This window comes from Bradyrhizobium jicamae, from assembly GCF_001440395.1.
Taxonomy (GTDB): domain Bacteria; phylum Pseudomonadota; class Alphaproteobacteria; order Rhizobiales; family Xanthobacteraceae; genus Bradyrhizobium; species Bradyrhizobium jicamae.
Window position 1 is genome coordinate 44708 of the sequence record NZ_LLXZ01000141.1, and the last position, 25461, is coordinate 70168.

Consider the following 25461-nt stretch of genomic DNA (forward strand, 5'->3'; position numbering starts at 1 on the left):
AGCTTGTTCCATCGCGTTCCCCGGCCATCGGGTTGGTTTGTGACGTGGACGGCCCTGAAATCCTCGAATTTCGGTAGGAATGGCCATATTTTGGATTCGCTGATCACGTGAAGTGACCATTCCGATGAAGAAATTGATCGACGAATTCAGACGCGGCTGGCAGGGCATCTCCCAGCCCTCGCTGCTTTTCAGCACGGCCTTCGCGGCCGGCTGCCTCGCTCTGTCGACGATCGCCCGGTGGGGCGTCGCCCAGATTCGTCCCGACGTATTCTTCACACCCTATTTCCCTGCGGTGTTCCTGGCGGCCGCAGTCGGCGGCGCCCGGTTCGGGATCGCCACGGCGATCGCGGGGGGCGTGCTCGGCGTCACCGTCAATTTCAGCAGCGCCACGGCCGATTCGGCGCGGCTGGCGTTGCTACTGATGTTCTGGGCCGTCTGCGGTGTTGCCATCTGGGGCGTCGAGCATTACCGGACGATCGTGGCGCAACAGCGGGAAGATTCCAAACGCCTGATACGGGAAGAGGAATATCGCAAGCTTCTCGTCGAGGAATTGCAGCACCGGCTCAAGAACAAGACGTCGACGATCCACGCCGTGCTGCATCAGGTCCTGCAGGACCAGCCGCAGATCTGGGGCAGCATCGATCGTCGCCTGCGCGCGCTGTCGGCGACCGACGATCTGATTGCGCGGCTGGACGGCAGCGGTTGCGACATCAAGGACATGCTGCGCTCGGAACTCGGGCCCTATGGCCATGTCCGATTCAATCTGAACGGCGACTCGCTGTTCCTGCCGGCCAAGCTGGCGGTCAGCCTGGCGCTGATCTTTCACGAACTGGCGACCAATGCGGGCAAGTACGGCGCGTTTTCTTCGGCCCGCGGGCTGCTGCAGGTGTCGTGGTCGGTGTCGGAGGGGCGCCTCAACGTCACCTGGGACGAGACTGAAGGTCCCGTGGTCGAAAAGGTCGGCCCGGCGGGCTTCGGCACCAAACTGTTGCAATCGGCGCTTCGCGCCTTCGACGGCAAGACCGAGATCAGCTTCCTGAAGACCGGCGTGCATTGCACGATGCAGTGCCGGCTTCCCGCGAGCTAGACGCGATAGCGCCTTTTTCTCATCTTGAGACATCCTTGCCGATGCTGGATGCCCGTCGCGCACTCGAAACGCGGTGAATCGATATTCACCTTGCAAGCGACATTCTCGCTTGGCATTGACACTCTGTTAATGACGATCGAGCGGATGCCGTTCGGAAATCGCCGACTTCTAGGGTTGTTGCAGCTTTTCGGAAGTCCGCTTAACCAATACTACAATGGACTTTGCCAAGTTCCTTGGCATGCATAGTCCCAACAAAAACAATTTTCAGGCCGCAGCGACGCAGGCCGACAATGAAAGTTCATTCGAATCCGAACTGAGCATCCTGAGGGATGTCTTCAGGCTGCTTCCGAACGGCGTGACGGTTCAGGACGAGAACGGCGAGTTCGTGCTGATGAACGACGCCGCGGCGGCAACGCTGCAGAGGGCTGCCACCGCGCCGGAGGCCTCGCAACTGAACGATCGCCGCGAAACCTGCCTCGAATTGCTGCGTGCCGGCCGCGCGGCCGTGCTGGAAGAATCCGTTGCCGGTGGCCAGGCCAAACAGGTCTTGCTGACCTCGCACCGGCCGGTCCGGATCGCCGAGCGCAATTTGCTGATCTCGAGCTCCACCGACATCTCCGAACAGAAGGCGTTCGAGGAGCATCTGTTCCGCTCCGCCTATTACGACGAGTTGACCGGGTTGCCGACGCGGCGCGTGATCGAGCATCGCGTCAACAGCCTGTTGAAGTACGACAGCGGACAGGGCCGCTTCGCATTGGCCTTCCTCGACGTCGACAATTTCAAGCACATCAACGATTACTACGGGCATTCGGTCGGCGACGCGCTGCTGGCGGAGATGGCCAAGCGGGTGGGTCTCGACCTGCGCGATTCCGACATCCTGTCGCGAATCAGCGGCGACGAGTTCGTGCTGCTGCTCAATCCGATCGAGAGCGAGGACGAGGTCGCCGAGTTCATTCGCTTCATCCTGCAGCGGCTGAAGGCGCCGTTCTTCATCGACCAGTCCGAAATCTTCGCCTCGACCTCGATCGGCGTCAGCCTCTATCCCGACCACGGACGCAGCTATGAGGAGTTGCGTCAGAACGCCGATATCGCGATGTACCGCGTCAAGAACGGCAGCAAGGGCGCCGCGGCGTTCTTCGATGCCAGCATGGAGCGCGAGGCGCTGGCGCGGATGAAGGTCGAGCAGGCGCTGCGAGTGGCGATCCTGGAGAAGCGCTTTTGCTGCGCGTTCCAGCCCAAGGTCGACATCCGGACCCAGGAGATCCAGGGCGTCGAGGCGCTGGTGCGCCTGCGCGACGACGAGGGGGTGATTCAGGCTCCCAGCACGTTCATCAATCTTGCCACCGAACTCGGCCTGATCGACGAACTGACCCACCTGGTGCTGGCGGAGATCGTCAAGTCGATCGACCTGATCAACGAGACCTTCGGCTCCGACACCACGATCAGCATGAACGTCGCGGCCAAGCAGGCCGGTAACCCCGAATTCATGGGGCCGTTCGCCCAGGCGATCGAAGCCACCGGATTTCCCAAGCGCTTCATGATCGAGGTGACGGAAGACGCCTTCGTCACCAAGACGCATTTCCACGACGAAATCCTGCCGCTGTTCCGCAAGCTAGGCGTCAGGATCTCGATCGACGATTTCGGCATCGGCTATTCGTCGCTGTCGGCGCTGGCCGACATCACTGCCGATGAGATCAAGATCGACCGCTCCTTCATCACCGACATCCATAAGCGGCCGCGCAGCCAGGGCATCCTGCGGGCGATCGAATCCTTGAGCGAAGCGCTCGGCATGACCGTGATCGCCGAAGGGCTCGAAAGCTTCGAGGAATTGGCCTATCTGCAGGCCGCAACCAAGATCCGCTACGCGCAAGGCTACTACTTCTCGAAGCCGATCTTCCTGGAAGATCTCAAGTTGGCGACCCCGCGCGCCAGCGAGGCGCGCGCCGGTCTGGTCAGCCGCCCCGCCCCGGAAACCCGCGCTAGCTATGCCCGCACCGGCACCTATCGCCGCTGATCCGAACCCCTTCAAGCGCCGCCGTCACGACCGCGCTTGAAGAGAGATCCGGTATTTGGCCAATCGCGAGCGTCAGCGCGTGACCCATCAAGGGCAATTCGCCGCTGCAAGAGCCGCATTAAGCCTTAAGTAACCGGATTTCCTAACGGCTTATGACATCCGCGCATCGTATGTACGTTCCCGGGGGACGGGAGAAATGCGCGAGCTGTTGCACCACCTGCATGGCATGAAGGCCAGAACCGCGGCGACCGGGCGGCACCTTGCCGCGACCATCCGGGGCCCGGTGCTGTGGCTGACGCTTTGCGGCGGGATGCTGGTCGCGGCGATTTTCGTCGGCACCGTCATGATGGCCGGTGAATTCCGCGAGCGTGCGCTTGTCAACAGCGAACGCGAACTGGAGAACACCGTTCGCCTGCTCGCCCGCCATTTCGACCAGCAATTCGAGGATTCCGACACGCTGGCTGACGACGTGATCACCCGGCTGCAGATTTCCGGCATCGCCTCGGAGAAGGAATTCCGGCAACGCATCGCGAGCGCCGCAGCGCACGAGATCATGCGATCCAAGGCGGGCGTCCTGTCGTATCTCGGCGACATCTCGATCTTCGATTCCAATGGCGACATGATCAACTGGTCGCGGCCGCTGCCGGCACCGACGCTTAACATTTCCGAGCGCGGCTATTTCAAGAGCTTCAAATTCGATCCGCGATCGCCGTCCATTCTCACCGAGTCGGTTCGCAGCTATCTCACCGGCAACCTGAACTCGGTCATCGCGCATCGCCTGCGCGGCGAGGACGGCACTTTCCTTGGCGTGATGACGCGGCGAATCAACCCCGCGAATTACGAAAGATTCTTCGCTTCCGTCGCCCTCGGCACTGGCGCTGCCATCTCGATATTTCATGCCGACGGCACCCTGCTGGCGCGCTATCCGCGGGTCGACGAACAGATTGGACAGAATTTCGCGAAGGCGCCGCTGCTGCAGCTCGTCCGGGACAGGGGCGGCCAGCAAACGCTGCGTGTACAAAGTCCCATCGACCAGACGGACAGGCTGGGATCCGCGGCGCCGCTCTCGTACTACTCAGGCGTGGTGGTCGCGACCAACACGGTTTCCACGGCACTTGCCGACTGGCGCGAGCAGACCCGTTTTCTGGTCATCGCGGCCACGCTGTCGGCGGCGGTGATCGCCCTGACCCTGTTCCTGATCATCCGGCAGATCTCCCGACAGAGCCGCGAGGCGCACGAGCGGCTGGAGGCGGAACGCGGCCGGCTCGACACCGCCCTGAACAACATGATCCAGGGCCTCGTCACCTTCGACGCCTCGGCGCGCGTCGTCACTTTCAACCGTCGCTACATCGACATGTACAATTTGTCGACCGAGATCGTGAAGCCGGGCTGCCATTTCCGCGACCTGATGCGGCACCGCAAGGACAGCGGATCGTTCGCCGGCGACGTCGACGAATTCTGCTCGACCGTGATGCGCAACATCGCACGCGGCCAGGTCGATCACAGCATCATGCAGGGCCCTGACGGGCGCTCGTTCATGGGGGTTAGCAAGCCCCTGGCGGGCGGCGGCTGGGTCGCCACCATGGAAGACATCACCGAGCGGCGCAATCTCGAACAGGAGCGCGACCGCAACTACGCGTTCCTGAGCCAGATCATCGACCACATCCCCTCGCAGATCACCGTGAAGGACGTGCATGACCGGCGCTATTTGCTGGTCAACCGCGTGGCGGAGGCGCAGTTCGGCGTTTCGCGCGACCTCATCATCGGCAAGACGGCCGAAGATCTCTTTCCACACGCCGCCGCCGAAATCATCGCATCCGACGAAGAGGAAACGCTGCAATCCCCCGACGGCCTCTTCAAGGACGAGCATGTCTGGGAAACGCAAGGGCTGGGCCCGCGCTACATCACGTCGAGACGGCTCGGAATCCGCAATTCCGCGGGTCAGGCGCGCTACATCATCAACGTCGTCGACGACGTCACCGAACGAAGGCTCGCCAACGAGAAGATCGCGCATCTGGCGCATTACGACGCGCTGACCGATCTTCCGAACCGGGTGCTGTTCCGAGAGCAGATCGAGCGCGAGCTGAGCAACGCCGCCGGCGGCAGACCATTCGCCCTGCTCTATATCGACATCGACGAATTCAAGGGCATCAACGACTCGCTCGGGCACCATGTCGGCGACGAGCTTTTGAAGGCGGTCGCGGCCTGCCTCAAGGATTGCATCAAGCCCGGCGATCTGATTGCCCGCCTGGGCGGCGACGAGTTTGCCGTCATCCAGACAGCGATCCGCGGCCGCGCCGATGTCGAGGAATTCGTGGCGATCGTCTACGAGGCGATACGCCAGCCCTATCAATGCCTCGGCCATCAGCTTTCCACCGACGCCAGCATCGGCATTGCGCTCGCGCCGGAAGACGGCACCGAACTGGACCAGTTGATCAAGCACGCCGACCTCGCGATGTACGCAGCCAAGGCCGAGGGGCGTCGCATCCACCGCTTCTTCGAGCCCGCAATGGATGCCCGCGCCAAGGCGCGGCTCACCATGGAGCAGGATCTGCGGCAGGCACTGGCCGACGGCGGCTTCGAAATCTATTACCAGCCGCTGCTCGATCTCGGGAGCAACGAGGTGACGGGCTGCGAGGCGCTGTTGCGCTGGCGCCATCCCGAGCGCGGCATGGTCTCGCCGGCGGAATTCATTCCGGTCGCCGAGGATACCGGGCTGATCAACGAGCTCGGCGACTGGGTGCTGCAGACCGCCTGTACCGAGGCTGCCGGCTGGCCGTCCCGGGTCAGGATCGCCGTCAACGTGTCGCCGATCCAGTTGAAGTCGCCGACGCTGGCACTGCGGATCACCGGCGCGCTGGCCGCCTCCGGCCTGGCGCCTGACCGGCTCGAGATCGAAATCACCGAGGCGGTGCTGATCCATGACGACGAGACCGCGCTCGCCATCCTGCATCAGCTTCGCGCCATCGGCGTCCGCATCGCGCTCGACGATTTCGGCACCGGCTTCTCTTCGCTCAGCTACCTGAAGCGGTTCCCGTTCGACAAGATCAAGATCGATCGCTGCTTCGTCAGCGATATCGAGGTCGACGGTTCGGCAGCAATCGTGCAGGCAGTGGTGAATATTGCAGCTGCCCGCAACATGACCACGACGGCAGAAGGCGTCGAGACCGAGCAGCAGCGCGAGATACTGCGCCAGCTCGGCTGCACCCAGATGCAGGGTTACCTGTTCAGCGCACCCAAGCCCGCGGCCGAAGCGAGGCGATTGCTCGGCGCGCGATTGGAAGCCTCAACGGCCGTCGCCTGACGCCGTTCCAGCGCGCCGGTATCGAGTATCGCCGCGATCGCCGAACTGCCTCCCGCCTCCAGAGCCGCAATGGCCTCCCTGGCCCAGAGGTAGGACGATTCGAAGATTTCCGTGTGGCGATCGAAATCCGTGACATCGATCCCCTCCGGACACGGCGGCCGCATCACCGTATCGAACGGCCCGACTGGCAGCGTATCGTAGCGCTGATGCGCAACGAGGCTCCGCCACAGCACGTTCACCGCGCTCGGGGCCGTGGGCAGGAGCTTCTTGCGGAACGGCGTCAGCATGGCGGCGATCAGCTCCAGCCGCCCCGGCAGCGATGCATAGTCGACGTCGAACATTTCCGCCGCCGGCTCGCCGAAATGCACGACCAGATTGGGACCGCTCTTGAGCTGATGCATCGAGGCCAAGGGTACGTTGTCGATCAGGCATCCATCGACCAGCATCGCCCCCTCCGCCGTATAGAACGGCGGCAGCAGTCCGGGGATCGCACTCGATGCCCGCACCGCCTGCCAGACCGGCCCCGAGCGGATCAGTTCGAGATTGTGCGTTGAAAGATTGGTGGCGACGGCAGCGAACGGCCGCCAGCAATCCTCGATCCGGCAGTCGGGACCGTACTGATGGGCCAGTGCCCGATCGAAGGCCTTGTGATCCAGCAGCGCGTAGCGCGGCCAGGTCGGCCGCCGGAAACTTCTGCTTTTGACGAAAATCTCGTGCGTTCCGCGCTCGAGATGCTCGGCTTCGAGATTTTTGGCAAATCCCGCCACCATGGCGGAGCCGACGCTGGTGCCGACAAAGATGTCGAACATCACGCCGCGTTCGCGAAACGCCTTGTAGATCCCGACATGCGCCGTGCCAAAACTGCCGCCGCCGGCGGCGACGAAACCGATCGCGCGCCCGCACAGAAAGCGAACCAGGCTGTCGATATCGACCTGATCTTCGAGGGCGACGTGGTGATGCATGAAGGACGGCAGCCGGGAAAGCCAGGCCGCGGTGCGGGAGACCTCGCCACTTCGCCGGTCATGAACGCGCACGAGGCGCCGCGCGGAGATGGAATGAACCTCGCAGGCAAAGGCCTCGATGTCAGTCAGTGCGGCTGCCGGCGCATCGCCGCGGCAGGCTAACACGACCATGTCGGCCTGCCGGATCGCCTTGCGCGCCCATGGCGATGCCTCGTGGCCGCCGAGATAGACCACCAGCGGCGCGGTGTGTTCAAGCTTGTTGAGCCACTCGGTCACTTCATGCGCATCGAGCGCGCGTCCCGGGAACATCGCCTGCAGACGGTCGGCATCGACAATTTCGGCATCGATCGTGGCGAGCCCCTCGCGCATCCGGCGCTCGAAAGCGCCCGGCAGCGGCTCCAATCCACCGCCAATCAGCGCCACCGTTCGCGCCTTCGGCGAGGTACGGAATGGCGCGATGCGCGCGGTCTCCCTGGCGAACCGCCGCGCCAGCGCCGCGAGCAGCGCCTCGACGATGGCGGGGGCTTCCTCGACGAGCTTCTGATAGGCCGGCCGCGTCAGCGCCAGCACGCTGGTGTCGCGGATCGCGATCACATCCGCGGTGCGCGGGACGTCGGCGAAGAAGCCGATCTCGCCGACCAGTTCGCCGGCCCGAAGTTCCGCGATCGGGTCGAGATAGCCGGTCTTGCGCACCGCGAGCGCGCCGTGCAGCACCAGGAAAAGCGAATCCGACGGCCCGCCTTGCGCGACCAGCATCTGTCCCCGCACCAGATCCTGGCGGACCATGGCGCCGAGAGCCTTCAGCCGCTGTTCGGCACTGAGCGTTCGAAACAGCGCGAACTCCTCCAGCGCGGAGCTCCACGCAAGTACCGAACTCGATCCACTCATTTGGCGGTACCCGGTTGAAACGCCCCGACTTTAGCGCCGGGCACAAACCACCGCGAGTGATATAAAGGCTTGCAAGCTGGCGCGCCGCCGCGGCAGTCCCGCGTCAGGCGGCCTTACGAATGCACTGCAGCATGACCGCCGCGACCCCTGACTCTACGCCGCCCACCGGCCGCGATTGTTCTCGGCGACAATGGGACGGATCAGCCGGCCAAAGCGCTCGGCCTCCTCGTCATGCAGATATCCGGACAGGCAGAACGAGTGGCAGCCGACATCGATGAATTGCTGCAGCGTCTCGGCGCACTGGACGGGATTGCCGACGACGGCGATGCCGGCGCCGGGACGGACTTTTGTGATGCCGGTCCACAGATGCGGCAGCAGGAGATCGCCGTGCTCGCGGGCGAGCTGCTGCACGCGCAGGTTCGCTTCCGATTTGTTGTAAAGCGTCTTCATTTCCTGCTTCTGCCGTTCGGTGGCGTGCCGCACCAGCTGGTCGGCAGCCTCCCAGGCATCGGCCTCGTTCTCACGGCAGATCACCTGCAGCCGCATGCCGAAGCCGATATCGTCTTCGCGGCCATGCGCGCGCGCCATTTCCCTGATCTCCGCGATGTTCGAGGCGATCTTTTCCGGCAGGTCGCCCCAGAACAGATGGACGTCGGAATGTCTGGCCGACAGTTCCCAAGCCTGGCGCGAGCCGCCGCCAAGATAGAATTTCGGAAACGGCTGCTGGTGCGGTCGCGGCCGGATATGGGCGCCGGATAATTTGTGAAACTTCCCCTCGAAGTTTACCGGCCCGCGCGTGGTCCACAGCGCCTTGAGGATCGAGACTTCCTCCTCCATCAACTCATAGCGCGCTTCCTTCGGGTAGCGCACGCCCTCTCCTTCGACCTCGCTCTCGTTCTGACCGGCGATCAGGTTGATGCAGATGCGCCCGCCCGACATCTGATCGAAGGTCGAGATCATCTTGGCCAGCAGCACGGGATTGATGTAGCCCGGCCGCGCCGCGATCAGCGGCTTGATCGACGACGAGCGCGCCGCCATGAACGCGCCTGTGATCCATGCCTCCCAGCACACCGAGCCGACCGGGATCAGGAGATATTCGAAGCCGGCCTTCTCCGCCGCCTGCACCACGCGGTCGCATAGTTCGGGCGAGCCCGGAATCTGCGCGTCCATCAGGCCATAGGCGGTGGTGTCGCCATGCGTGGGCAGGTACCAGCCGAATTCGAGCGGACGCATGAACGTTTCTCCCTGTCGATCCTTGTTGCTCGGTCGTTAGGCAGATGAGTTTAGCGGCTGATGAGGCTGGGGCAATCGGGTTCCCTTGCGGGGCGGTTTTCGATTCCAATCGCGTTCACGGCAAGATAAGTTCTCAGCCATGTCTCCAGTCTCGTTGCTTCTCAACATCATCTGGATCGTTCTCGGCGGCGCATGGATGGCGTTTGGCTGGCTGGTTGCCGCTATCATCATGGCGATCACGATCATCGGGATTCCCTGGGCGCGGGCCGCGTTCAACATCGCGGCCTACACGCTGTTCCCGTTCGGTTTCACCGCGGTCTCGCGCGACGCCTATACCGGGCAGGAGGATATCGGCACCGGGCCGCTCGGGGTGATCGGCAACATCATCTGGCTGGTGCTGGCGGGATGGTGGCTCGCGCTCGGGCATGTGATCACGGCGGTGCTGCTGGCCGTGACCATCATCGGCATTCCCTTTGCCTGGGCACACCTGAAGCTTGCCGGAATCGCGCTGTGGCCAATCGGCAAGATCATCGTTCCCACGAACTAGCCTATGTCTATCCCTAGGCCGCCGTTTCCGCCGGCTTCAGCCGCTCGAACTCGGCGTCGCTGATCTCGGTCTGGGCCACCAGCACGCTGCAGCGCAGGCGCTTGACCAGATAGCTGCCGATCGAGCCGAACCAGCGCGCCAGCGCGCCCTGCGGGCGGTGGCCGACGACGACGAGATGCGCGCCGATTTCCTCGGCCACCTCGGCGATTTTCTGCCCGGCATCGCCGACCTCGAGCCGCGCGGTCGGGTTAAATCCCAACGCCTTCAGCCGCTCGGTGCCCTCGTTCAGGATGGCCTTGTAATCCTCGGTCTGCAGTTCGATCGGGATCGTGAGCCCGGCCTCGGGCGTCATGATCGAGGAAACCTCGACGACGGCGAGCAAAAAGACCTCGGAACGGCAGAGTTGTGCGAGCTTTGCGCCCTCCCGCAACGCACGCCGCCCCTCGACCGAACCGTCATAGGCGAGAAGAACCTTCTTATACATCGGACGTCCCCATCCATGGTTCAACGCGCCAAGACTAGCACCAATTCATGGGAACGGATCGGAATTTTGCGTCGAGAACGTGGTTATCGGCCGCCACCTTCGTCTCACCAACCCCGGCATGGGGCGTTGCCCCTGCCCGGCCAATCGGCTAAAGGAAGCCCCAACGCACCCGTAGCTCAGCTGGATAGAGCGTTGCCCTCCGAAGGCAAAGGTCACACGTTCGAATCGTGTCGGGTGCGCCAACTTTGTTGCGGCGAGAGTCTCGTCAGCCGATGCGCCTTCAGGCAGGGTCACGCCGGGTCGCCGCGGCTCCGGCCTGAATAATCGAAAACAACCCCATGCAAAGTAGCCGGCAGCCACCGGAACCGGCACTTGAGCCGATGCTCGACACGTCGGGCAAATCAGCAGCACAGTCTCATCATCTCACAATCCAGCAGGCTGGCTGAGCCGACACCGAGCTCTCCAAAGTCCTTTTTATTGCTTGCTCGGTTCGAACCCGACGATCACTTGCCCGCGACAACATCCCAGCCGGCTATTTTCCGTCGCCGCGAGAGGCGTCCGGTCGCCCGGAGGCAGCTTTTGAGAAACATTCATGAACTGGGAATTGGTCGCCAAGGGCCTCACGTCAACTCTGACGACCCGGATGGCGTTGGCTGTGTTTTCTGCCGTCGTGCTGCATGAGCTTGGCCACCTTGTTTTTGGTCGAATTGTCGGTGTCGCAATTGTGGGTGTTGTGATCGGGGAGGGTCGGCGACTCTTCGGAAGGCGAATTGGCGCGATCACGTTCTCCGTCCACGCCGTCCCATTCGGCGGCCATGTCGAGCATGACGAATATTACGGCGGCCCGCTGACAAAGGCGGTCCTTGCCGCCGGGGGAATAGTCGTCAACCTCATCGTCGGGATTTCGAGCCTCGCGTTCTGCCTGTCAGGCGAGCCACATTGGACTGACAGGATGCTTTGGGCCATCGCATTCGCCCATCTCGGGCTGGCGGCATGGAATCTTATTCCGCGGCAATTCGAGGATGGCAACAAGTCCGATGGGCTACTTTTGTGGGAAGCATTGCGCTCGTTCATGCGCGGCAAATCGGTTGCCCGATAGCAGACCACAGCTGTCGGCCATGTCCCCTCCCAGCAAGTGGCCAAGACGCGCAATTGGGCAGCGCCCCCCGATTCCAATGCTCCAATAGCCTCTTCGAGAGCCGTCCAGGTCGTGTCAAACCGTCCATACTGATACCTTCTGCGGGTGAGATAGCTGCCGCAGATGGTTGCCGGGAAGGCACCAACGACCGGCTCAGGGCCGAGACTCGCTGTCGGGCTGGAACATGCAATAAGAGGAAGGTCTCATGAAGCTGATGTACGCACCTCAATCTCCGTTTGCGCGGAAGGCTCGTGCGGCTGCAATCGAGCTCGGCTTGGAAGAATCAATCGATCTTGTTTACGTCCAGGTCGTTCCCGGTCAGCCAAATATCGACTTCGCGCGATCTCACAATCCCCTGAGGAAAGTACCTGCGTTAGTCGTGAACGAGCGCCGCACGCTTTTCGATTCCACCGTAATCTGCGAGTTTCTTGATCATCTCGCGAAGGGCGCTCGTCTGTTCCCGCGCGATCCGGACAAACGGTGGGAGGTATTGGCGCAGCATGCGCTGGCGCAGGGCATATGCGAAGCTGCCATTTCCATACGTTATGAGACTTCAGTCAGACCTGAAGAGAAGAGGTGGCAGGTCTGGATCGACGATCAATGGGACAAGATACTTAGCGCGCTAAGCTGGTTTGAAGCGAACCCCCGTGCCTTCGATTCATCACACCTGAATATCGCGCATCTCGCTTTGGTATCGGGCATAGGTTACATCGACTTCAGGTACGGGGACGCCGTCGACTGGCGTGCGACACGGCCGCTTCTTTCGACCTGGGTTGAGGAGGTCTCGAGGAAAGAGTGCTTCGAAAAGACGGTTCCGACGGATCCGCCGTCGTAAACGGACGCATGGATTTCATCGTTAAGTCACCATATGCCGGAGCACGCTGCGCCATGACCTTCCTGCCCGCCCCCGAAATCCTGGCCGCCTTCACCGTGGCCTGTCTGCTGCTGGTTCTCACGCCGGGACCGGACATGACCTTCTTCCTTGGGCAAACTCTCACCGCCGGCCGGGCGCGCGGCATGGCGGCCATGCTGGGCGCGTGCCTCGGGGTCGTGGTGCATTCGATGCTGGCGGCGTTCGGTCTGTCGGCTTTGCTGGTGGCGTCCGCGACCGCTTTCACCGTCATCAAGATCGCCGGCGCTTTCTACCTCGTGTGGCTCGGCATCCAGGCGATCCGGCACGGCTCGGCGCTTACCTTGAAGAAAGGCGACGGTCGCAAGGCGCCGATATCGCAAGTATTCCTGATGGGCGTCGGCATCAACCTGCTCAATCCGAAAGTCGTGATGTTCTTCCTGACCTTCCTGCCGCAATTCGTGTCGGTGAGCGATCCGCATGCCGGCAGCAAGCTCATGTTCCTCGGCCTCTACTCCATCGCATTCTCGATCCCGATCTGCGCGGCGATGATCATGATGGCCGACCGCTTCACCGACGCGATGCGGCGCTCGCCGCGCGCAATGCGGATCTTCGACTGGCTGTTCGCCGGATTGATGGGGACTTTCGCACTGCGACTCCTGCTCGCGCGCGGAAACTGACTTACGCGCGCGCCCGCGGATCTTTCCAGCGCAAGTCCTACAGCCAGCGCCGGACCTGCGCGCAGTAGCGGCGATAGACGTCGCCGAACTTGCGCTCGAGATAGGCTTCCTCGCGGGCGATCACGCCGTAGCGGATGACGAGCGCGAAGGGCACCAGCGTCATCAACAGCCAGAGGCTGTCGAAGGCAATGGCCAGGCCGATGAGCCCCAGCACCATGCCGAGATAGATGGGATTGCGCGTGAAGCGGTAGGGGCCAGTGTCCACGATGGTCGTGCTCGGCAGGTTGGTGGGCACGTTCGAGCCGGCCCGGGTCATGGTCGCGACCGCCCATGCGAGCAGCGCCAACGCAACGACAAACACCATCGCGCCGAACCAGCCCGCGGGTAGCGCGGCCGGCAAGAACGGCAAGGGCATGAGCCAGTTGAGCGCGAACCCGGCAAGCACTGCGAGCGCCCATGCGATCGGCGGCCGGACAATGACATTCGCGGTATCTGCCGTATCAGCCATGGCGAGACCGGTGAACCTGCGCTCCTGTTGATGTGGCCAGCCGAAAGCTATTTGCAAGCGCAGCGAAAAATCGCAGGCGGTCGCTGGCTCTTCAGTCGACGATGCGCGAACCTCAGCCGCCTCGCTTGGCGACCTCCGCGCCGTAGCGCGCTCTCGCGTCCTCCACGGCCTGGGCCTGTGCCGCCGCAAGATTCTCACGCACATCCTTGGCGCGGCGCGCGGCATCGAGAGTTGCTTGGGCGTGGCCCTGGAATTGCGGCATCACCTCGCGCGCGATCAGCTCGTATGAGCGCTGCGTCGCCGCCCGATTTGCCCAGTTGTGCGCGAGCAGGAGATAGGCGCCGAACCCGCCATTCGACTGCTGCCACAGCCGCTCGATCTGCGCGGCGCAGGCGTCTGCCGTGCCGATGGCGCCGAGTCCGGAGCCGTTGATGAACTCGATCATCTCGCTGACCGAGTTGCCGACCACAGCCATTTGCGGAAATGCTGCAACCTGCTGGAAGTAGCGGAACCAGTGCTCGATGCCGTACTCGACGTCGCGATATGCCTGCTCCTTGGTTTCTGCGATATGGCACAAACCGACGAGCCGCCACTTGCTGCGGTCCGCGGTCTTGCCGTGCGCCTTCGCTTCTGTCGTCAGCACGTCCCAGTGCAGCGCCAGCGCGTCGAAGCCGGCGGCGGTGGTGGCCCCGACCGAGAGCATGCCGGCACCATGCCGGCCGGCGAGCTTCGCGCCGGTCGGAGAGGCGACCGCCGCGACCGCCACGTCGAACAGCGGATTGGAGTAGGGGCGCAGATGCAGCCGCGCGTCGCGCAAATCCCAGCGATCGTTCTTGAACGTGACCGGCTCGTCGCTGGTGAGGAGCTTCGTGATGATGCCCATGCCGTCTTCCAGCAGCCCGCGGGTCTGACTCTGCTGCAAGCCGATCATGATGCCGTCGGTCGGCAGCGAGCCCGGGCCGAGACCGAGCATGACACGCCCTTGAGTCAGATGGTCGAGCAGCACGATGCGTTCAGCCACCCACAGCGGATTGTGATAGGACACGCTGACGACGCCGGTGCCGAGCTTGATGTGACGGGTTCGCTCGGCGGCCGCGGCGATCATGATTTCGGGTGAGGCCGATAGCTCGGTTCCAGCCGAATGATGCTCGCCGAGCCAGGCCTCGTCATAGCCGCAGTGGTCCAGCCACTGGATCAGCTCGAGATCGCCTCGCAGCGCTAGCGTCGGGTTGATGCCGGGTTTGTGAAAGGGCGCAAGAAAGATACCGAAGCGCAGGCGGTTCATGGACGATCCTCCGCGGTTTGTTATGTGGTCTTTCTTGTTGGGATAGTTCCCCGCTTCTTTGACCGGAACAAGGCGGGTTTGCGCGCATGGCTTACGAAATCCTTGCTACAATTTCGGGCCGGTTTTTCTCAAGCCAGGCCACGGCCTCGGGTCCGTCGACGACGCATTCGAAGGTTTCCCAGGTTGGGTCCTCCAGGGATTCCGGTTTCAGCCGCTTCGTCGCATATTCAACGAGGTCATGCAGGGGCTCGTATCCTCGTCGGCGCTCGAGCGAATCGGCAATAGCCGTGCTGGCCCATCCTCGCCGGGCCAAATCGATAATGCTTGGCGCGTCGGCCTCGCTGAACCAGGGTGTGGCATCGAACTCGATGCAGCGGACATTATCGGCGGTATGGCAGGTAGCATGGATCATTGGATTCCTCCGTTCGCCGGCTGACAGAGTTTCACATCGCTGCCTCGCGCGCCCTCAGGCTTTGACCAAATCCCCCAGCAGGTTCGCCGCGACCGTCAGCTTGGCGAGCGTCAGGCCGCTGGCAGCAATCTCCTCGACCGAGCGGCGGATGCGCGTCGCTTCGGGGTGAGCCGCGAGCCAGGTCTCGACGGCCTGTTGGCCGGATTGTCCGGTTGCCAGCATGTCCGCGGCCAATCTTCTTTCGGCGCCGGCGATCTGCTCAACGGCGCGATCGATCGCCATACGTTCGAAATAATCGTTTGCCGGCATGCTGCGCGCGGCGGCGATAATGCGGTCGAGACGGAAGTTGGCCTTGGCGGCGAAGAAGGTCGCCGCCGCATCGCCGATCGCGCGCGTGGTGCGCTCCGCAACCGTCACGATATCGGGTGCCGAAACCAGCGCGTCGAGATCGGCAAGCTCGCCGGCAAGGCCGGACGGGACGCCGGCGTCGGTGAGTTCCTGCCGGCGCTTGTCGCGCGCGGCCCGCAAGTCCGGTGGCAGGGTGGCATCGAGCCCGGCAACGATTTCGCGGATAGCAGGCCCGAAGCGCACGACGACGGCCTCCAACCCGTCCTTGAAATCGACATTGCGCACGTACCAGGCCATGCGGGAGAGCAGCAAGTCCTGCACAGAAGCGTAGAGCGATAGCTGCAACTGCCCGTCGATGTGGGTATCGAGTGCATCGATCGCATCATTGAGCCACTTCAGTCCGAAGCATTCGTCGACCGCCACGTAGGCCATGACGATGGTCGGGATATCGGCGTCCGTCTCGTCGATCAGGCGCACCACAGAGGCCGGGCCGCCGCGGTTGATCACCGCATTGGCGAGGCAAGTCGCGATGATCTCCCGCCGCAGGCGATGGAATTCGACCGCTGTCGGAAATTTGTCCTGCACCTCGCGCGGGAAATACTGGGATAGTTCGCGGGCAAGATAGGGATCATCGGGCACGCTGGTGGCGAGCAGGTCATCGTAAAGGGTCAGCTTGGCGTAGGCGAGCAACACGGCAAGCTCGGGCCGCGTCAGCGACTGGCCGCGCCGTGTGCGCTCGGTGAGCGCTGCGTCGTCGGGCAGGAACTCCACCGCGCGACTGAGCAGGCCGCGCTGCTCCAGCGACTGCATCAGGCGGGTGAGGAAGCCGGTCTCGGCCACGCCCTTGCGTTCGGCCAGCGAGAGCGCCAGCGTCTGCAGATAATTGTTACGCAGCACCAGCACGCCGACCTCGTCGGTCATCACGGCAAGCAGGCTGTTGCGCTCAGTGGGGCTGAGCCGCCCCTCGCGCTCGAGGCGCGCCAGCGCGATCTTGATGTTGACCTCGACGTCGGACGTGTTCACGCCGGCGGAATTGTCGATGGCATCGGTGTTGAGCTTGACGCCCTTCTGCGCCGCTTCAATGCGGCCGCGTTGGGTGACGCCGAGATTGGCCCCTTCGCCGATCACCCGGGCGCGCACGTCGCCGCCCGTGATGCGGATCGCATCGTTGGCGCGGTCGCCGGCCTGATCGTCGCTTTCCCCGGAGGAGCGGACATAGGTGCCGATTCCGCCAAACCACAGGAGATCCGCGCGCGCCTTCAGGATCGCCGTCATCACCTCGAAAGGCGTGGCTTGCGGCTTATCGAGATCGAGCAGGGTGCGCACTTCCGGAGCGAGCGGGATCGCCTTGAGCTGGCGCGAGAACACGCCGCCGCCTTCCGAGATCAGCGACTTGTTGTAGTCCTGCCAGCTCGATCGCGGCAGGTCGAACAGGCGCTTGCGTTCGGCGAAGCTTGCGGAGGGATCGGGCGCGGGATCGATGAAGATGTCGCGATGATCGAACGCCGCCACAAGCTTTGTCGCCGGCGAGAGCAGCATGCCATTGCCGAAAACGTCGCCGGACATGTCGCCGACGCCGACCGCGGTGAACGGCATGGTCTGAATGTCGGTGCCGAGCTCGCGGAAATGGCGCTTGACCGCCTCCCAGGCGCCGCGCGCCGTGATCCCCATCTTCTTGTGGTCGTAGCCCTGGCTGCCGCCGGAAGCGAAGGCATCGCCGAGCCAATGGTTCTTCTCGACCGAGATCGCGTTGGCGACGTCGGAGAAGGTGGCGGTGCCCTTGTCGGCGGCGACGACGAGGTAAGGATCGTCGCCGTCGTGGCGCACGATGGATTCGGGCGGCACCACGATGTCGCCGTCGAGATTGTCGGTGAGTTCGAGCAGCGAACGAATGAAGATGCGATAGGCTTCGGTGCCTTCCGCGAGCCAGGCTTCGCGATTGGAAGGCGGCGGCAGGCGCTTGGGCACGAAGCCGCCCTTGGCGCCGACCGGCACGATCACGGCATTCTTGACCTGCTGCGCCTTCACGAGACCCAGGATCTCGGTGCGGAAATCCTGCGGCCGGTCGGACCAGCGCAAGCCGCCGCGCGCCACCTTGCCGAAGCGCAGGTGAATGCCTTCGACACGAGGTGAATAGACGAAGATCTCGTAGAGCGGTCGCGGGGCCGGCAGGTCGTCGATCCGGCGCGCGTCGAACTTGAAGGAGATCACTGGACGCGGATGTCCATTCTCGCCGATCTGCCACAGGTTGGTGCGGATGGTTGCCTGCACCAGATTGGTGAAGCGCCGCAGGATGCGGTCTTCATCGAGCGAGGCGACGGATTTGAGCTGCTCCTCGATCTCGGCAAGCAGAGCCGTCTCGCGCGCCGCGCGCTCGGCATCCGTCAAGGCGAGGCGTGGGTCGAGGCGGGTCTGGAACAGCGCGACGAGGGTGGCCGTGATCGCAGCGTTCTTGCGCGAGGTCTCCCACATATAGTCCTGGGTGAACGGAGCCCGGATCTGGTGCAGGTAGCGCGACAGCGCCCGGATCGCCGAGACTTCCCGCCAACCGAGTGCCGTGCGCAGGATCAGGGCATTGTACCCGTCCGATTCGGCGCGATCGGCGACGACAGCCATGATCGAGGCTTCCAGGCGATGGCTGAATTCCGGGGTGATCTCGATGGGCTGCCCGTCGCTGGTTTCGATCGTCATGTCGTGCAGCCAAACCGGCGCCGGCCTGGTACCGGGCACGATCTGATAGGTGCGTTCGTTGACCACGCGCAGGCCATGATTTTCGATCACCGGAACGCGGTAGGACAGCGATAGCGGTGCGGCGTCCGAGAACACCTTCAGGCCGAAGCGCCTGGGATCGTTCTCGCCCTCGACGCGGTAAACCGAAATTGTCACCGGTCGGGCAGGCGTGAGCTTTTCGACGGTCGCGATATCGGCGATCGCCTGCTCAGCGCCGAAAACCTCGGTATAGCCGCCGCTAAAGGCCTGGGCGTATCGGTTGGTGAGCATGCGCGCCCGCATGCCATCGGTCGACGCAGTGAGCGCAGCCTTCAGCCTGTCGGCCCAGGTCGCGGCAATGGCGCTGATCCCGGCTTCGAGCGTGGCGCGCTCGACAACGGGAGTTTTGCCTTCATAGCGGCCGATGATGTAGTGGACACGCGCAAGCGCCCCTTCAGGGAATGATACGTACGAGGCGGACAAGGTCCCCTTGTAGGCCTGTGCCAGGAAGGCGCCGACACGCGTGCGGACGTCGGTGTCGTATTTCTCGCGCGGAATGAAGGTAAGGACGGAGACGAAGCGATCGAACTTGTCCACCCGCGCCAGCGCCCGGACGCGGGGCCGCTCGTAGAGGATCAGAACCTCTATGACGAAATTGTTGAGCGTGTCGACGTCGATCTGGAACAGTTCGTCACGCGGATAGTCCTCGAGGATATGCATGAGCGCTTTGCCGGAATGGCCGCTCGGGTCGAAGCCCGCGCGCTGGAGCACCCCTGAAACCTTGTGGCGGACATAAGGGATCTGTCGCACCGAGCGGGTATAGGCGCCCGAGGTGAACAGGCCGACGACTCGCAGTTCACCCTCGAGCCGGCCGTCGGGCGAATAGAGCTTGATGCCTATATAATCCATCCGGATGCGGCGATGGACGCGGCTGGAGACATTGGCCTTGATGACGATCAGCAGGGTCGGCTCGCGCATGAAATCGCGAATTTCCGGCGTCATCACCACCATTTCGCTGCCGCGGCGCAGGACCTTCACGTCGGGATCGCGCAGGATGCCGAGGCCTTCACCGGTTGTCATGTCGTTGGGCGCATCGCTGTCGGGCGAGAAGCGATATTCGCGCACGCCGAGGAAGGTGAAATTGTCCGCGCAGAGCCATTGCAGGAACTGGTTGGCTTCGGCGAGTTCGTCGATCGGCAGCGGCGGAGGATTGGAAGAGAAAGTCTTGATCGTTTCCTCGACGCGGTCACGCATGGCGCGCCAGTCGGTGACGCAGGCGCGGACGTCGCTCAATGTCCTGATGAGGCCGTCGATCAGCTTCTGGCGATCGGCATCGGCGTCCAGGCGGGTGATGTGGAGATGAATCAGGCTTTCGCGCGTGCCCTTGGCGCCCTCGGGCAGGGCTTCGCCGTAGAAGCGCAGCAGCTTGCCCTGGTCATCGCGCTCCACGGCGATGATCGGGTGAGCGACGAGGGTGACTTCGACGCCCTGCTCGGTGAGCTCCGCCATGGTGGAATCGAACAGGAAAGGCATGTTGTCATTGAGAATTTCGAGCACGGAAATCTCGCGCCCGTCCGGCATCACCGGGTTGACGATGCGGATATCGGCGCTGCCGGCCGTGCGCCGCTGCACGTGTTCCCAGGCTTGCTCCGCCAGGAGCGCAAGCGAGGCGGCGTCGTAATTGGCGAGGTCCTCGGTATTGGTGTAGCCGAACAACGGCTCGGCAAAGGCCCGGGGGCTTTTGCCCGGCTGAACGTTACCTGCGGCATCGCGGATGAGAGTTGCCCGGGCCTTGTCGTCACGCCAAGCCATAATGACCTCCATTGCCGCGCCGTCCGACCGCAGCTGCGATCACCAACTTGATCCCTGAGTACGTCTCCTCGAACGCCGCGATCGAGTGCGTACCGAAATCCCCGGTGTCGAGCCGCCGTCGGCTGCCGCCGACAATACTACGATCGCAGAGCGAAAGGCGCACGCTGTCGTGAGGCGTGATGAAATTCCCTACGGGTGAGCGTGAGGCCGAAGTCGGCGTCGACCGCCGCCAAACCAAAGGATGGAAAAATCACAAGTAATTTCAAATGTATATGACGTTCACCGCTTCGACTTGACGGATCCAATAGCCCAGCCGCCAGCATCCGGATTGGACGGGCCGGTTACATCGAAGGCGTATCCGGTCGCCTTGGACGGCCGCCTCGTGTTCGTCGCCGGTCCTCTAGGGTTGCGGGATGTTCTTCTGCTTGAGCCATTCGCGCATCTCGCCGATCTCTCGTTTCTGGGCGTCGATGATCTCGCGAGCAAGGTGCTGGTTGCGGGCATCCTTGCCGAATTTCAGGACGATCTCGGCCATGTCGACCGCGCCTTGATGGTGAGGGATCATGCCGAGCACAAAGGCCTGGTCGGGATCGACATTAGCGATGCCCTGCATCATCGGGCCGTGCATACGGTCCATCGCTGCGCGATAGGCCGCCTCGGCCGTCGCCGCTGATGCCGCTGTTGCGGTGGCGCCGTGCATGCCGTGCGGATGCTCGGGGTTCGGCGTGTGCGTCAGCCGTTCGCCGGACGCCGTCCCCGTGTTTCCTTCGATGCCGTAAATCGCGATGTGCAGTCCCCAATACCCCGTTACGAAGATCACAAGCGCGGCCGCAAGTCCTGCCGGGACACCAGCCAGCCTGCGCTTGACGGCAGGCAGGAAATGCACCTCCCTTGTATGATCGGCGGCGATGGCGACGATGATCGCCATGATGAGCGCGTGGCCGATCAGGTCGGTGCGGCCGAACGGATAGACGGCTGCGTTGAAGATGACGAAGAGCGCGATGGCCGACAGTCGGCGGACCAGCGGCGTCCAGATCAGGCCGAATCCCATCGTGAATTCGGCGACGCCGGCCATCGGAATGAAGACATCGCGCGGCATGCCGAAAGTCAGGAAGGGCTTTTCCTCCACGAGCGGGTAGAACCAGTCGGGATAGGCGAACTTTTCGAGGCTCGACCACATCAGCGCGATGGCCACGCCCCAGCGCAGCGCCTCGAAGCGATGCTTGCGCCATTCCGGATTGGACGATGCCTCCAGCACCAGATAGGCGGCGACGCCGACGCCGAGCGCAAGATAGTCAAGCAGGTGGAAGACATCGTAGTCGCGCAGCGCCAGCAGCCACAGGCCGATGATGCCGAGAGCCGCAAGCGGCTGCGTCTTGCGAGAGAAGATCAGCCCGGCGATCAGGAGCTGCGTCCACGACACCCATTCGGCGGGCGTCTTCAGATCGGGCGTCAGGTAGACGCCACCGACCGCGAAGATCGCCACGAAGAAGGCGGCGATGACCACGCGCACGAAGTTGTCGAGGCAGTTCCAGAGCGGGTCGGTGATCCGGTCCATGCCGCTTAGAATCGTTTCACCCGCACTCGACTTCTCAATCGCTCTTGTCACGAGGAAAAACACCAGCACCAGCGCGATGCCGGTCCAGAACCAGAGATTGGTCAGCGTGGCCGCAATCGGCTGTGGCGGTGCGCCGACGATATAGGGGGCAAACCATTTCACATGCGCGTGCGCCGGGCTCGATGCCGCCATGAATGCGAGTGCGGTCAGACCCAGCAGGCGAGCCGGGAAGCGAAGCAGAGTGGGATGGTTCAATTTTCTTCTCCTCGGAACGAGGCTTTTTGCGAGTGAATCAGGTCGCACCTATCGGGAAAACCGCAACGCCGTGGTCCGACATTGTGCCCGATCTGCAGTAACCCGAAGGGATGGTGACCCCGCCGGAAGAATAGTGGTTGAGATACAGATCGCATAGTTCCGTGACGGCAATTGCCTTATGGTCAAGTTTGGCTTTCCACTGGATTGTCTCCATGTGCGACAGCGCCCAACTGAAATTTCCTTGCCGGCGAGGCCAGGCGTCCACATGCAATCCGGCCGTGCGGCGGCGCCAACGCGCCGTGTCCCTGCCGACAGCACCTGCATTTATTTCGCCAGAGATTTGAGAGTCGGGCGGATCGCGTCCGCGAGCCGATGCTGCAGCCTGGGGGTGGGCCTCAAGTGCGCGGCGGTCGAATTTCGATGGTATCGCGGTCGATTGGTTGATCGATCGTTACCATCCGGAGCGGCGAAGGTAGACAGAACTCACCCACGCCGGCCGAAATTTCGTTAACCCAGGACGCATCCGTTTCCGGAGCGCCCGCCGTCAGTTGACGGCGTAGCTGGCGGAGTGGGCCGTCGCGTGGCCGGTTGCCACGTGACAGAAAGCCTCATAGTAAGCTTCCAGTTCGGCGACGGCGCGATGTTCCCACTCGCTGGCCTGCGCCAGCAGGGAACAGCTGTGCAGTGGCCGGTACGCCGCGGTTTGACGGCACAGCGATGCGATCGTGCGGTATCGGCGAACGTTTTCCATGATGGCCAGGCCGTTCATATCAGGATCTCCCCATTCCTTTTCCCTGAGACGAACTTGCGGCAGAACGATTTTCGATTGGTTAGCGCGGACGGGAGAGCGCGCGCGTGGTTTCGGAACTGTTGACGGCGGACGAGCAGCGAGCGGACACCGAGCGACCTCCCGGAATTTTACTCCTCCGCGCGAGCCGCCTGCGCCGAGATCGAAGGACTGCCGCTGGAGCAGATGACATCCTGCGAACGACCATCGGCCGAAACAAGCGAAGCACTGTTTGCCTCGTGCGCGACGGCGGGGATCAACAAAGTGCAAGCACAGTAAGCCAGTCCAATGCCGAGAAGCGATGCGGACAAGACCGTGGCAACGGACCGCAAGGCAACTGACCTTGCTTGCAACGACGGTCGCGCCGTGCCCGAATTAGCGAGCGACATTTGGCTTGAGCTGGACACGGATCAGTATCCCCCATGAAGAATGACGGTTCGAAGATCGGCCGTCGCTTTCAGCGGCGGCGCGTTGTTTCAAGCCCCGTCTCAGTTGCTCACTGGTTCGGCGCGAGGCGGCGCGGACACGTTAATGGTGCTTGTGCGAGACACCATTGACGCCACTGACGGCAGCTCCGGCATTTTCCTCGATGTTGTAGATGATCTCGACGGGCCCGGCTTTCTCGAACACCAGCGTGCCCTTCACCTTCTGGCCGACCTGGAACGGCTCCTTCAGTCCCATCAGCAGGATGCGGTAGGCGCCGGGCTTCAACTCCACGGTCTTGCCGGGCTTGATCTCGATGCCGTTGGCGACCGGGCGCGTCTTCGCCATGCCGTCGACATCGACCATCTCGTGCACCTCGATCGAGCTCGCCACCGGCGAGGTGCCGCCGATCAGGCGGTCCGCCGTCTTTCCCTTGTTGGTGATGGTGAGATAGCCGCCCGCGATGTTGGCATCCTTCGGCGTCGGGCGCGACCAGGGATGGCCGATGTCGATTGCGCCGACCTTGAATTCGTGCGCGCCGGCGACGCCTGCGATGAGCAAAGTTGCGGCGATGAAAATGGCCGCGGTGACAAACACAAAGATGTCTCTGACGACGGTTGTCATAATGTCCTACTCCGATACGCGCTGGACGGAGCGACGTGTAGAGAAACATTCAGACGCGATTACGGCTGGTGCTCGCCGTGATTGCGGCTGCCGCCGGACGTGATTGCGGCTACCGCTACACGCGACGCGAAAATTCAGGACGCACAACCGGCGAGCGGGTAACGCCGCTTTCGCCATTTGCCTAACACGCGACAGCCACACGGATGCCGCGCCCGCGATAACGTCTTCGTTTTTCCGCTTCGCTTCCGTCGCGAGCAAGCCGCGCTTCTCGCACGATCCAGTCAATCTGGCGCCCGATTGCGATGGCTAATCGCAGCACAGTAAGTGTAAGGGGGCGTATGTGTCTGCGTATCTTAGGCGGCCCGCGGCCGGCATCTTTTCATCCATGATGTTGTTTCTCGTTGCGCCCGCGGAAGCGCATCACCCCGGCGGCGGCGGCAACACCGGTAGCGGCGGCCCCATCAACACCATCTCGGCCGACACGCTTGCCGAAGGAATGTTCGCCGCATCCATCCGCTACGAGTTTATTCGGCTCGGTCAGCTCAGCGATGCCGATCTGATCGCCGCGGCAAACAGGGGCACGCACGCGCATTCGCTCCGCTCGCTCGACAGCGCCTCGCTTTCGGTCGCCTACGGCGTCACCAACGATCTGACGGTCGCCGTTCGCGCCTCCGGCGTGCGCCGCTCGGATATCCGCGAGGTCGGCGAAGACATGCTGAGCGGCGGCCATATGGGCATCATGAATGCGAATGACATGAGCAGCCTGATGAGTCCCGACGGCGTCAACCGGCGTGGCAACTCGGCAGGCTTCGGCGACGTCACCATGCTCGGGCAGTATCGTTTCCACAGCAACGCGCAGACCGGGACATCGGCCGCCGTGCTGTTCGGCTTCAAGGCGCCGACCGGCAGCACCAGCCAGCGCGACGCCTTCGGCCAGCTCTTCCAGGCCGAGTTTCAGCCGGGCTCGGGCTCATGGGACGGACTGATCGGCGCCGCCTTTACCAAGCGCGCGGGCCGCTGGTCGTTCGACGTGAGCGGCCTTTATTACCTGATCACCAACGGCACGCAGAATACCAATCTCGGCGACCGCTTTCTGTTCGGCGGCGCGGTGTCGTATCGCCTGGTCGGCGCCACCGGCTCGGCGAAAGAGATCGAGCTGCACGAGTACTGCATGCAGCCGCGCAACCAGCTGCAGGAGCACTGCCTCTATCACGCCAATCACGATCACAGCGACATGAAGAAGACGCCCTACACGCTCGATCTCGTGCTGGAGCTCAATGGCGAGTGGCACGACAAGCAGCGCATCGCCGGCGTTCCCGATCCCAATTCGGGCGGCACCACCGTCTATCTTTCTCCAGGCGTACGCGTCGGCGTCGATCGCTTCTCGGGTTTCGTCTCCGTCGGTGTGCCGGTCATCAACCAGCACAACGGCGTTCAGTCCAAGCCGGATTTCCGCGTGCTTACGGGGATCGGCGCGCGGCTGAATTGAGGCCTGTGGTTTGCTGGCTGCCGTTGCCCGTCATGGCCGGGCATGACGAGAAAGTCCATTCGCG

Annotated in this window: 18 protein-coding genes and 1 tRNA gene; 9 read left to right on the forward strand and 10 right to left on the reverse strand. The window is 63.1% G+C overall.

Features of this window, described 5'->3' with window-relative positions; translation table 11 throughout:
- Window positions 1–124 precede the first annotated feature (124 nt).
- The 3 genes from CQ12_RS23160 (at window position 125) to CQ12_RS23170 (ending at window position 6405) form a co-directional block, all read left to right on the forward strand.
- Entirely contained in the window at window positions 125–1087 is a 963-nt protein-coding gene (locus CQ12_RS23160) for a sensor histidine kinase (RefSeq protein ID WP_057837608.1), read from the forward strand.
- A gap of 238 nt (window positions 1088–1325) precedes the next feature.
- Window positions 1326–3101, forward strand: coding sequence for a putative bifunctional diguanylate cyclase/phosphodiesterase (locus tag CQ12_RS23165; protein WP_057837677.1), 1776 nt, complete (start codon window positions 1326–1328; stop codon window positions 3099–3101).
- 196 nt (window positions 3102–3297) lie between these two features.
- Window positions 3298–6405, forward strand: coding sequence for a bifunctional diguanylate cyclase/phosphodiesterase (locus CQ12_RS23170; protein WP_057837609.1), 3108 nt, complete (start codon window positions 3298–3300; stop codon window positions 6403–6405).
- On the opposite strand, the gene CQ12_RS23175 is transcribed toward CQ12_RS23170, so the two are convergent.
- Both CQ12_RS23175 and CQ12_RS23180 read right to left on the reverse strand, forming a co-directional pair.
- Window positions 6321–8255: a patatin-like phospholipase family protein gene (locus CQ12_RS23175; protein WP_057837610.1), complete on the reverse strand. Its 1935-nt coding sequence runs from the start codon at window positions 8253–8255 to the stop codon at window positions 6321–6323. The two genes, CQ12_RS23170 and CQ12_RS23175, sit on opposite strands and share 85 nt — an antisense overlap.
- A gap of 153 nt (window positions 8256–8408) precedes the next feature.
- Window positions 8409–9488 carry an LLM class flavin-dependent oxidoreductase gene (locus tag CQ12_RS23180; protein WP_057837611.1) on the reverse strand — a complete coding sequence of 360 codons (1080 nt, stop codon included), beginning with the start codon at window positions 9486–9488 and terminating at the stop codon, window positions 8409–8411.
- A 139-nt stretch (window positions 9489–9627) separates the two neighbouring features.
- Between CQ12_RS23180 and CQ12_RS23185 the strand changes: the two genes are divergently transcribed.
- On the forward strand, window positions 9628–10035 hold the full coding sequence (locus CQ12_RS23185; protein WP_057837612.1) for a YccF domain-containing protein: 408 nt from the start codon (window positions 9628–9630) through the stop codon (window positions 10033–10035).
- Between the two features lie 13 nt (window positions 10036–10048).
- Here CQ12_RS23185 and CQ12_RS23190 read toward each other — a convergent pair whose 3' ends face one another.
- A complete protein-coding gene (locus CQ12_RS23190) occupies window positions 10049–10519 on the reverse strand; it encodes a universal stress protein (RefSeq protein WP_057837613.1) in 471 nt (156 codons plus the stop codon).
- Window positions 10520–10684: 165 nt separating this feature from the next.
- Here CQ12_RS23190 and CQ12_RS23195 point away from each other — a divergent pair.
- The 4 genes from CQ12_RS23195 to CQ12_RS23210 all read left to right on the forward strand — a co-directional run bounded on the left by CQ12_RS23195 (window position 10685) and on the right by CQ12_RS23210 (window position 13187).
- Window positions 10685–10761: transfer RNA gene (locus tag CQ12_RS23195), tRNA-Arg, on the forward strand.
- Between the two features lie 362 nt (window positions 10762–11123).
- The gene (locus tag CQ12_RS23200; RefSeq protein WP_198164234.1) at window positions 11124–11618 is read left to right on the forward strand and encodes a site-2 protease family protein; all 495 of its coding nucleotides are present in this window, start codon (window positions 11124–11126) and stop codon (window positions 11616–11618) included.
- Between the two features lie 244 nt (window positions 11619–11862).
- Complete coding sequence (locus CQ12_RS23205) at window positions 11863–12492, forward strand: glutathione S-transferase family protein (protein ID WP_057837615.1); 630 nt, start codon at window positions 11863–11865, stop codon at window positions 12490–12492.
- A 53-nt stretch (window positions 12493–12545) separates the two neighbouring features.
- Window positions 12546–13187 carry a LysE family translocator gene (locus CQ12_RS23210; RefSeq protein WP_057837616.1) on the forward strand — a complete coding sequence of 214 codons (642 nt, stop codon included), beginning with the start codon at window positions 12546–12548 and terminating at the stop codon, window positions 13185–13187.
- 37 nt (window positions 13188–13224) lie between these two features.
- On the opposite strand, the gene CQ12_RS23215 is transcribed toward CQ12_RS23210, so the two are convergent.
- The 7 genes from CQ12_RS23215 to CQ12_RS23245 all read right to left on the reverse strand — a co-directional run bounded on the left by CQ12_RS23215 (window position 13225) and on the right by CQ12_RS23245 (window position 23908).
- Window positions 13225–13695, reverse strand: coding sequence for a methyltransferase family protein (locus CQ12_RS23215; RefSeq protein WP_057837617.1), 471 nt, complete (start codon window positions 13693–13695; stop codon window positions 13225–13227).
- Window positions 13696–13807: 112 nt separating this feature from the next.
- Window positions 13808–14980, reverse strand: a complete 1173-nt coding sequence (locus tag CQ12_RS23220) for an LLM class flavin-dependent oxidoreductase (RefSeq protein ID WP_057837618.1) — start codon at window positions 14978–14980, stop codon at window positions 13808–13810.
- 91 nt (window positions 14981–15071) lie between these two features.
- A complete protein-coding gene (locus CQ12_RS23225; protein WP_057837619.1) occupies window positions 15072–15392 on the reverse strand; it encodes a hypothetical protein in 321 nt (106 codons plus the stop codon).
- A 54-nt stretch (window positions 15393–15446) separates the two neighbouring features.
- A complete protein-coding gene (locus CQ12_RS23230) occupies window positions 15447–20273 on the reverse strand; it encodes an NAD-glutamate dehydrogenase (protein WP_057837620.1) in 4827 nt (1608 codons plus the stop codon).
- A gap of 388 nt (window positions 20274–20661) precedes the next feature.
- Complete coding sequence (gene copM, locus CQ12_RS23235; protein WP_245310095.1) at window positions 20662–22074, reverse strand: CopM family metallochaperone; 1413 nt, start codon at window positions 22072–22074, stop codon at window positions 20662–20664.
- A gap of 544 nt (window positions 22075–22618) precedes the next feature.
- Window positions 22619–22843, reverse strand: coding sequence for a hypothetical protein (locus tag CQ12_RS23240; RefSeq protein WP_057837622.1), 225 nt, complete (start codon window positions 22841–22843; stop codon window positions 22619–22621).
- 546 nt (window positions 22844–23389) lie between these two features.
- Window positions 23390–23908, reverse strand: coding sequence for a copper chaperone PCu(A)C (locus CQ12_RS23245; RefSeq protein WP_057837623.1), 519 nt, complete (start codon window positions 23906–23908; stop codon window positions 23390–23392).
- 385 nt (window positions 23909–24293) lie between these two features.
- On the opposite strand from CQ12_RS23245, the gene CQ12_RS23250 reads away from it, so the two are divergent.
- On the forward strand, window positions 24294–25397 hold the full coding sequence (locus CQ12_RS23250) for a transporter (RefSeq protein WP_057837624.1): 1104 nt from the start codon (window positions 24294–24296) through the stop codon (window positions 25395–25397).
- Window positions 25398–25461 lie beyond the last annotated feature (64 nt).

Excerpts from the sequence above, each read along its gene's own strand:
- CQ12_RS23220 (WP_057837618.1), bottom strand. The coding sequence starts at position 14,980 with ATGAACCGCCTGCGCTTCGGTATCTTTCTTGCGCCCTTTCACAAACCC.
- CQ12_RS23185 (WP_057837612.1), top strand. The coding sequence starts at position 9,628 with ATGTCTCCAGTCTCGTTGCTTCTCAACATCATCTGGATCGTTCTCGGC.
- CQ12_RS23175 (WP_057837610.1), bottom strand. The coding sequence starts at position 8,255 with ATGAGTGGATCGAGTTCGGTACTTGCGTGGAGCTCCGCGCTGGAGGAG.
- CQ12_RS23245 (WP_057837623.1), bottom strand. The coding sequence starts at position 23,908 with ATGACAACCGTCGTCAGAGACATCTTTGTGTTTGTCACCGCGGCCATT.
- CQ12_RS23205 (WP_057837615.1), top strand. The coding sequence starts at position 11,863 with ATGAAGCTGATGTACGCACCTCAATCTCCGTTTGCGCGGAAGGCTCGT.
- CQ12_RS23240 (WP_057837622.1), bottom strand. The coding sequence starts at position 22,843 with ATGAACGGCCTGGCCATCATGGAAAACGTTCGCCGATACCGCACGATC.
- CQ12_RS23190 (WP_057837613.1), bottom strand. The coding sequence starts at position 10,519 with ATGTATAAGAAGGTTCTTCTCGCCTATGACGGTTCGGTCGAGGGGCGG.
- CQ12_RS23250 (WP_057837624.1), top strand. The coding sequence starts at position 24,294 with ATGATGTTGTTTCTCGTTGCGCCCGCGGAAGCGCATCACCCCGGCGGC.
- CQ12_RS23215 (WP_057837617.1), bottom strand. The coding sequence starts at position 13,695 with ATGGCTGATACGGCAGATACCGCGAATGTCATTGTCCGGCCGCCGATC.
- CQ12_RS23180 (WP_057837611.1), bottom strand. The coding sequence starts at position 9,488 with ATGCGTCCGCTCGAATTCGGCTGGTACCTGCCCACGCATGGCGACACC.
- CQ12_RS23230 (WP_057837620.1), bottom strand. The coding sequence starts at position 20,273 with ATGGAGGTCATTATGGCTTGGCGTGACGACAAGGCCCGGGCAACTCTC.
- CQ12_RS23225 (WP_057837619.1), bottom strand. The coding sequence starts at position 15,392 with ATGATCCATGCTACCTGCCATACCGCCGATAATGTCCGCTGCATCGAG.
- CQ12_RS23210 (WP_057837616.1), top strand. The coding sequence starts at position 12,546 with ATGACCTTCCTGCCCGCCCCCGAAATCCTGGCCGCCTTCACCGTGGCC.
- CQ12_RS23165 (WP_057837677.1), top strand. The coding sequence starts at position 1,326 with ATGCATAGTCCCAACAAAAACAATTTTCAGGCCGCAGCGACGCAGGCC.
- CQ12_RS23160 (WP_057837608.1), top strand. The coding sequence starts at position 125 with ATGAAGAAATTGATCGACGAATTCAGACGCGGCTGGCAGGGCATCTCC.
- CQ12_RS23170 (WP_057837609.1), top strand. The coding sequence starts at position 3,298 with ATGCGCGAGCTGTTGCACCACCTGCATGGCATGAAGGCCAGAACCGCG.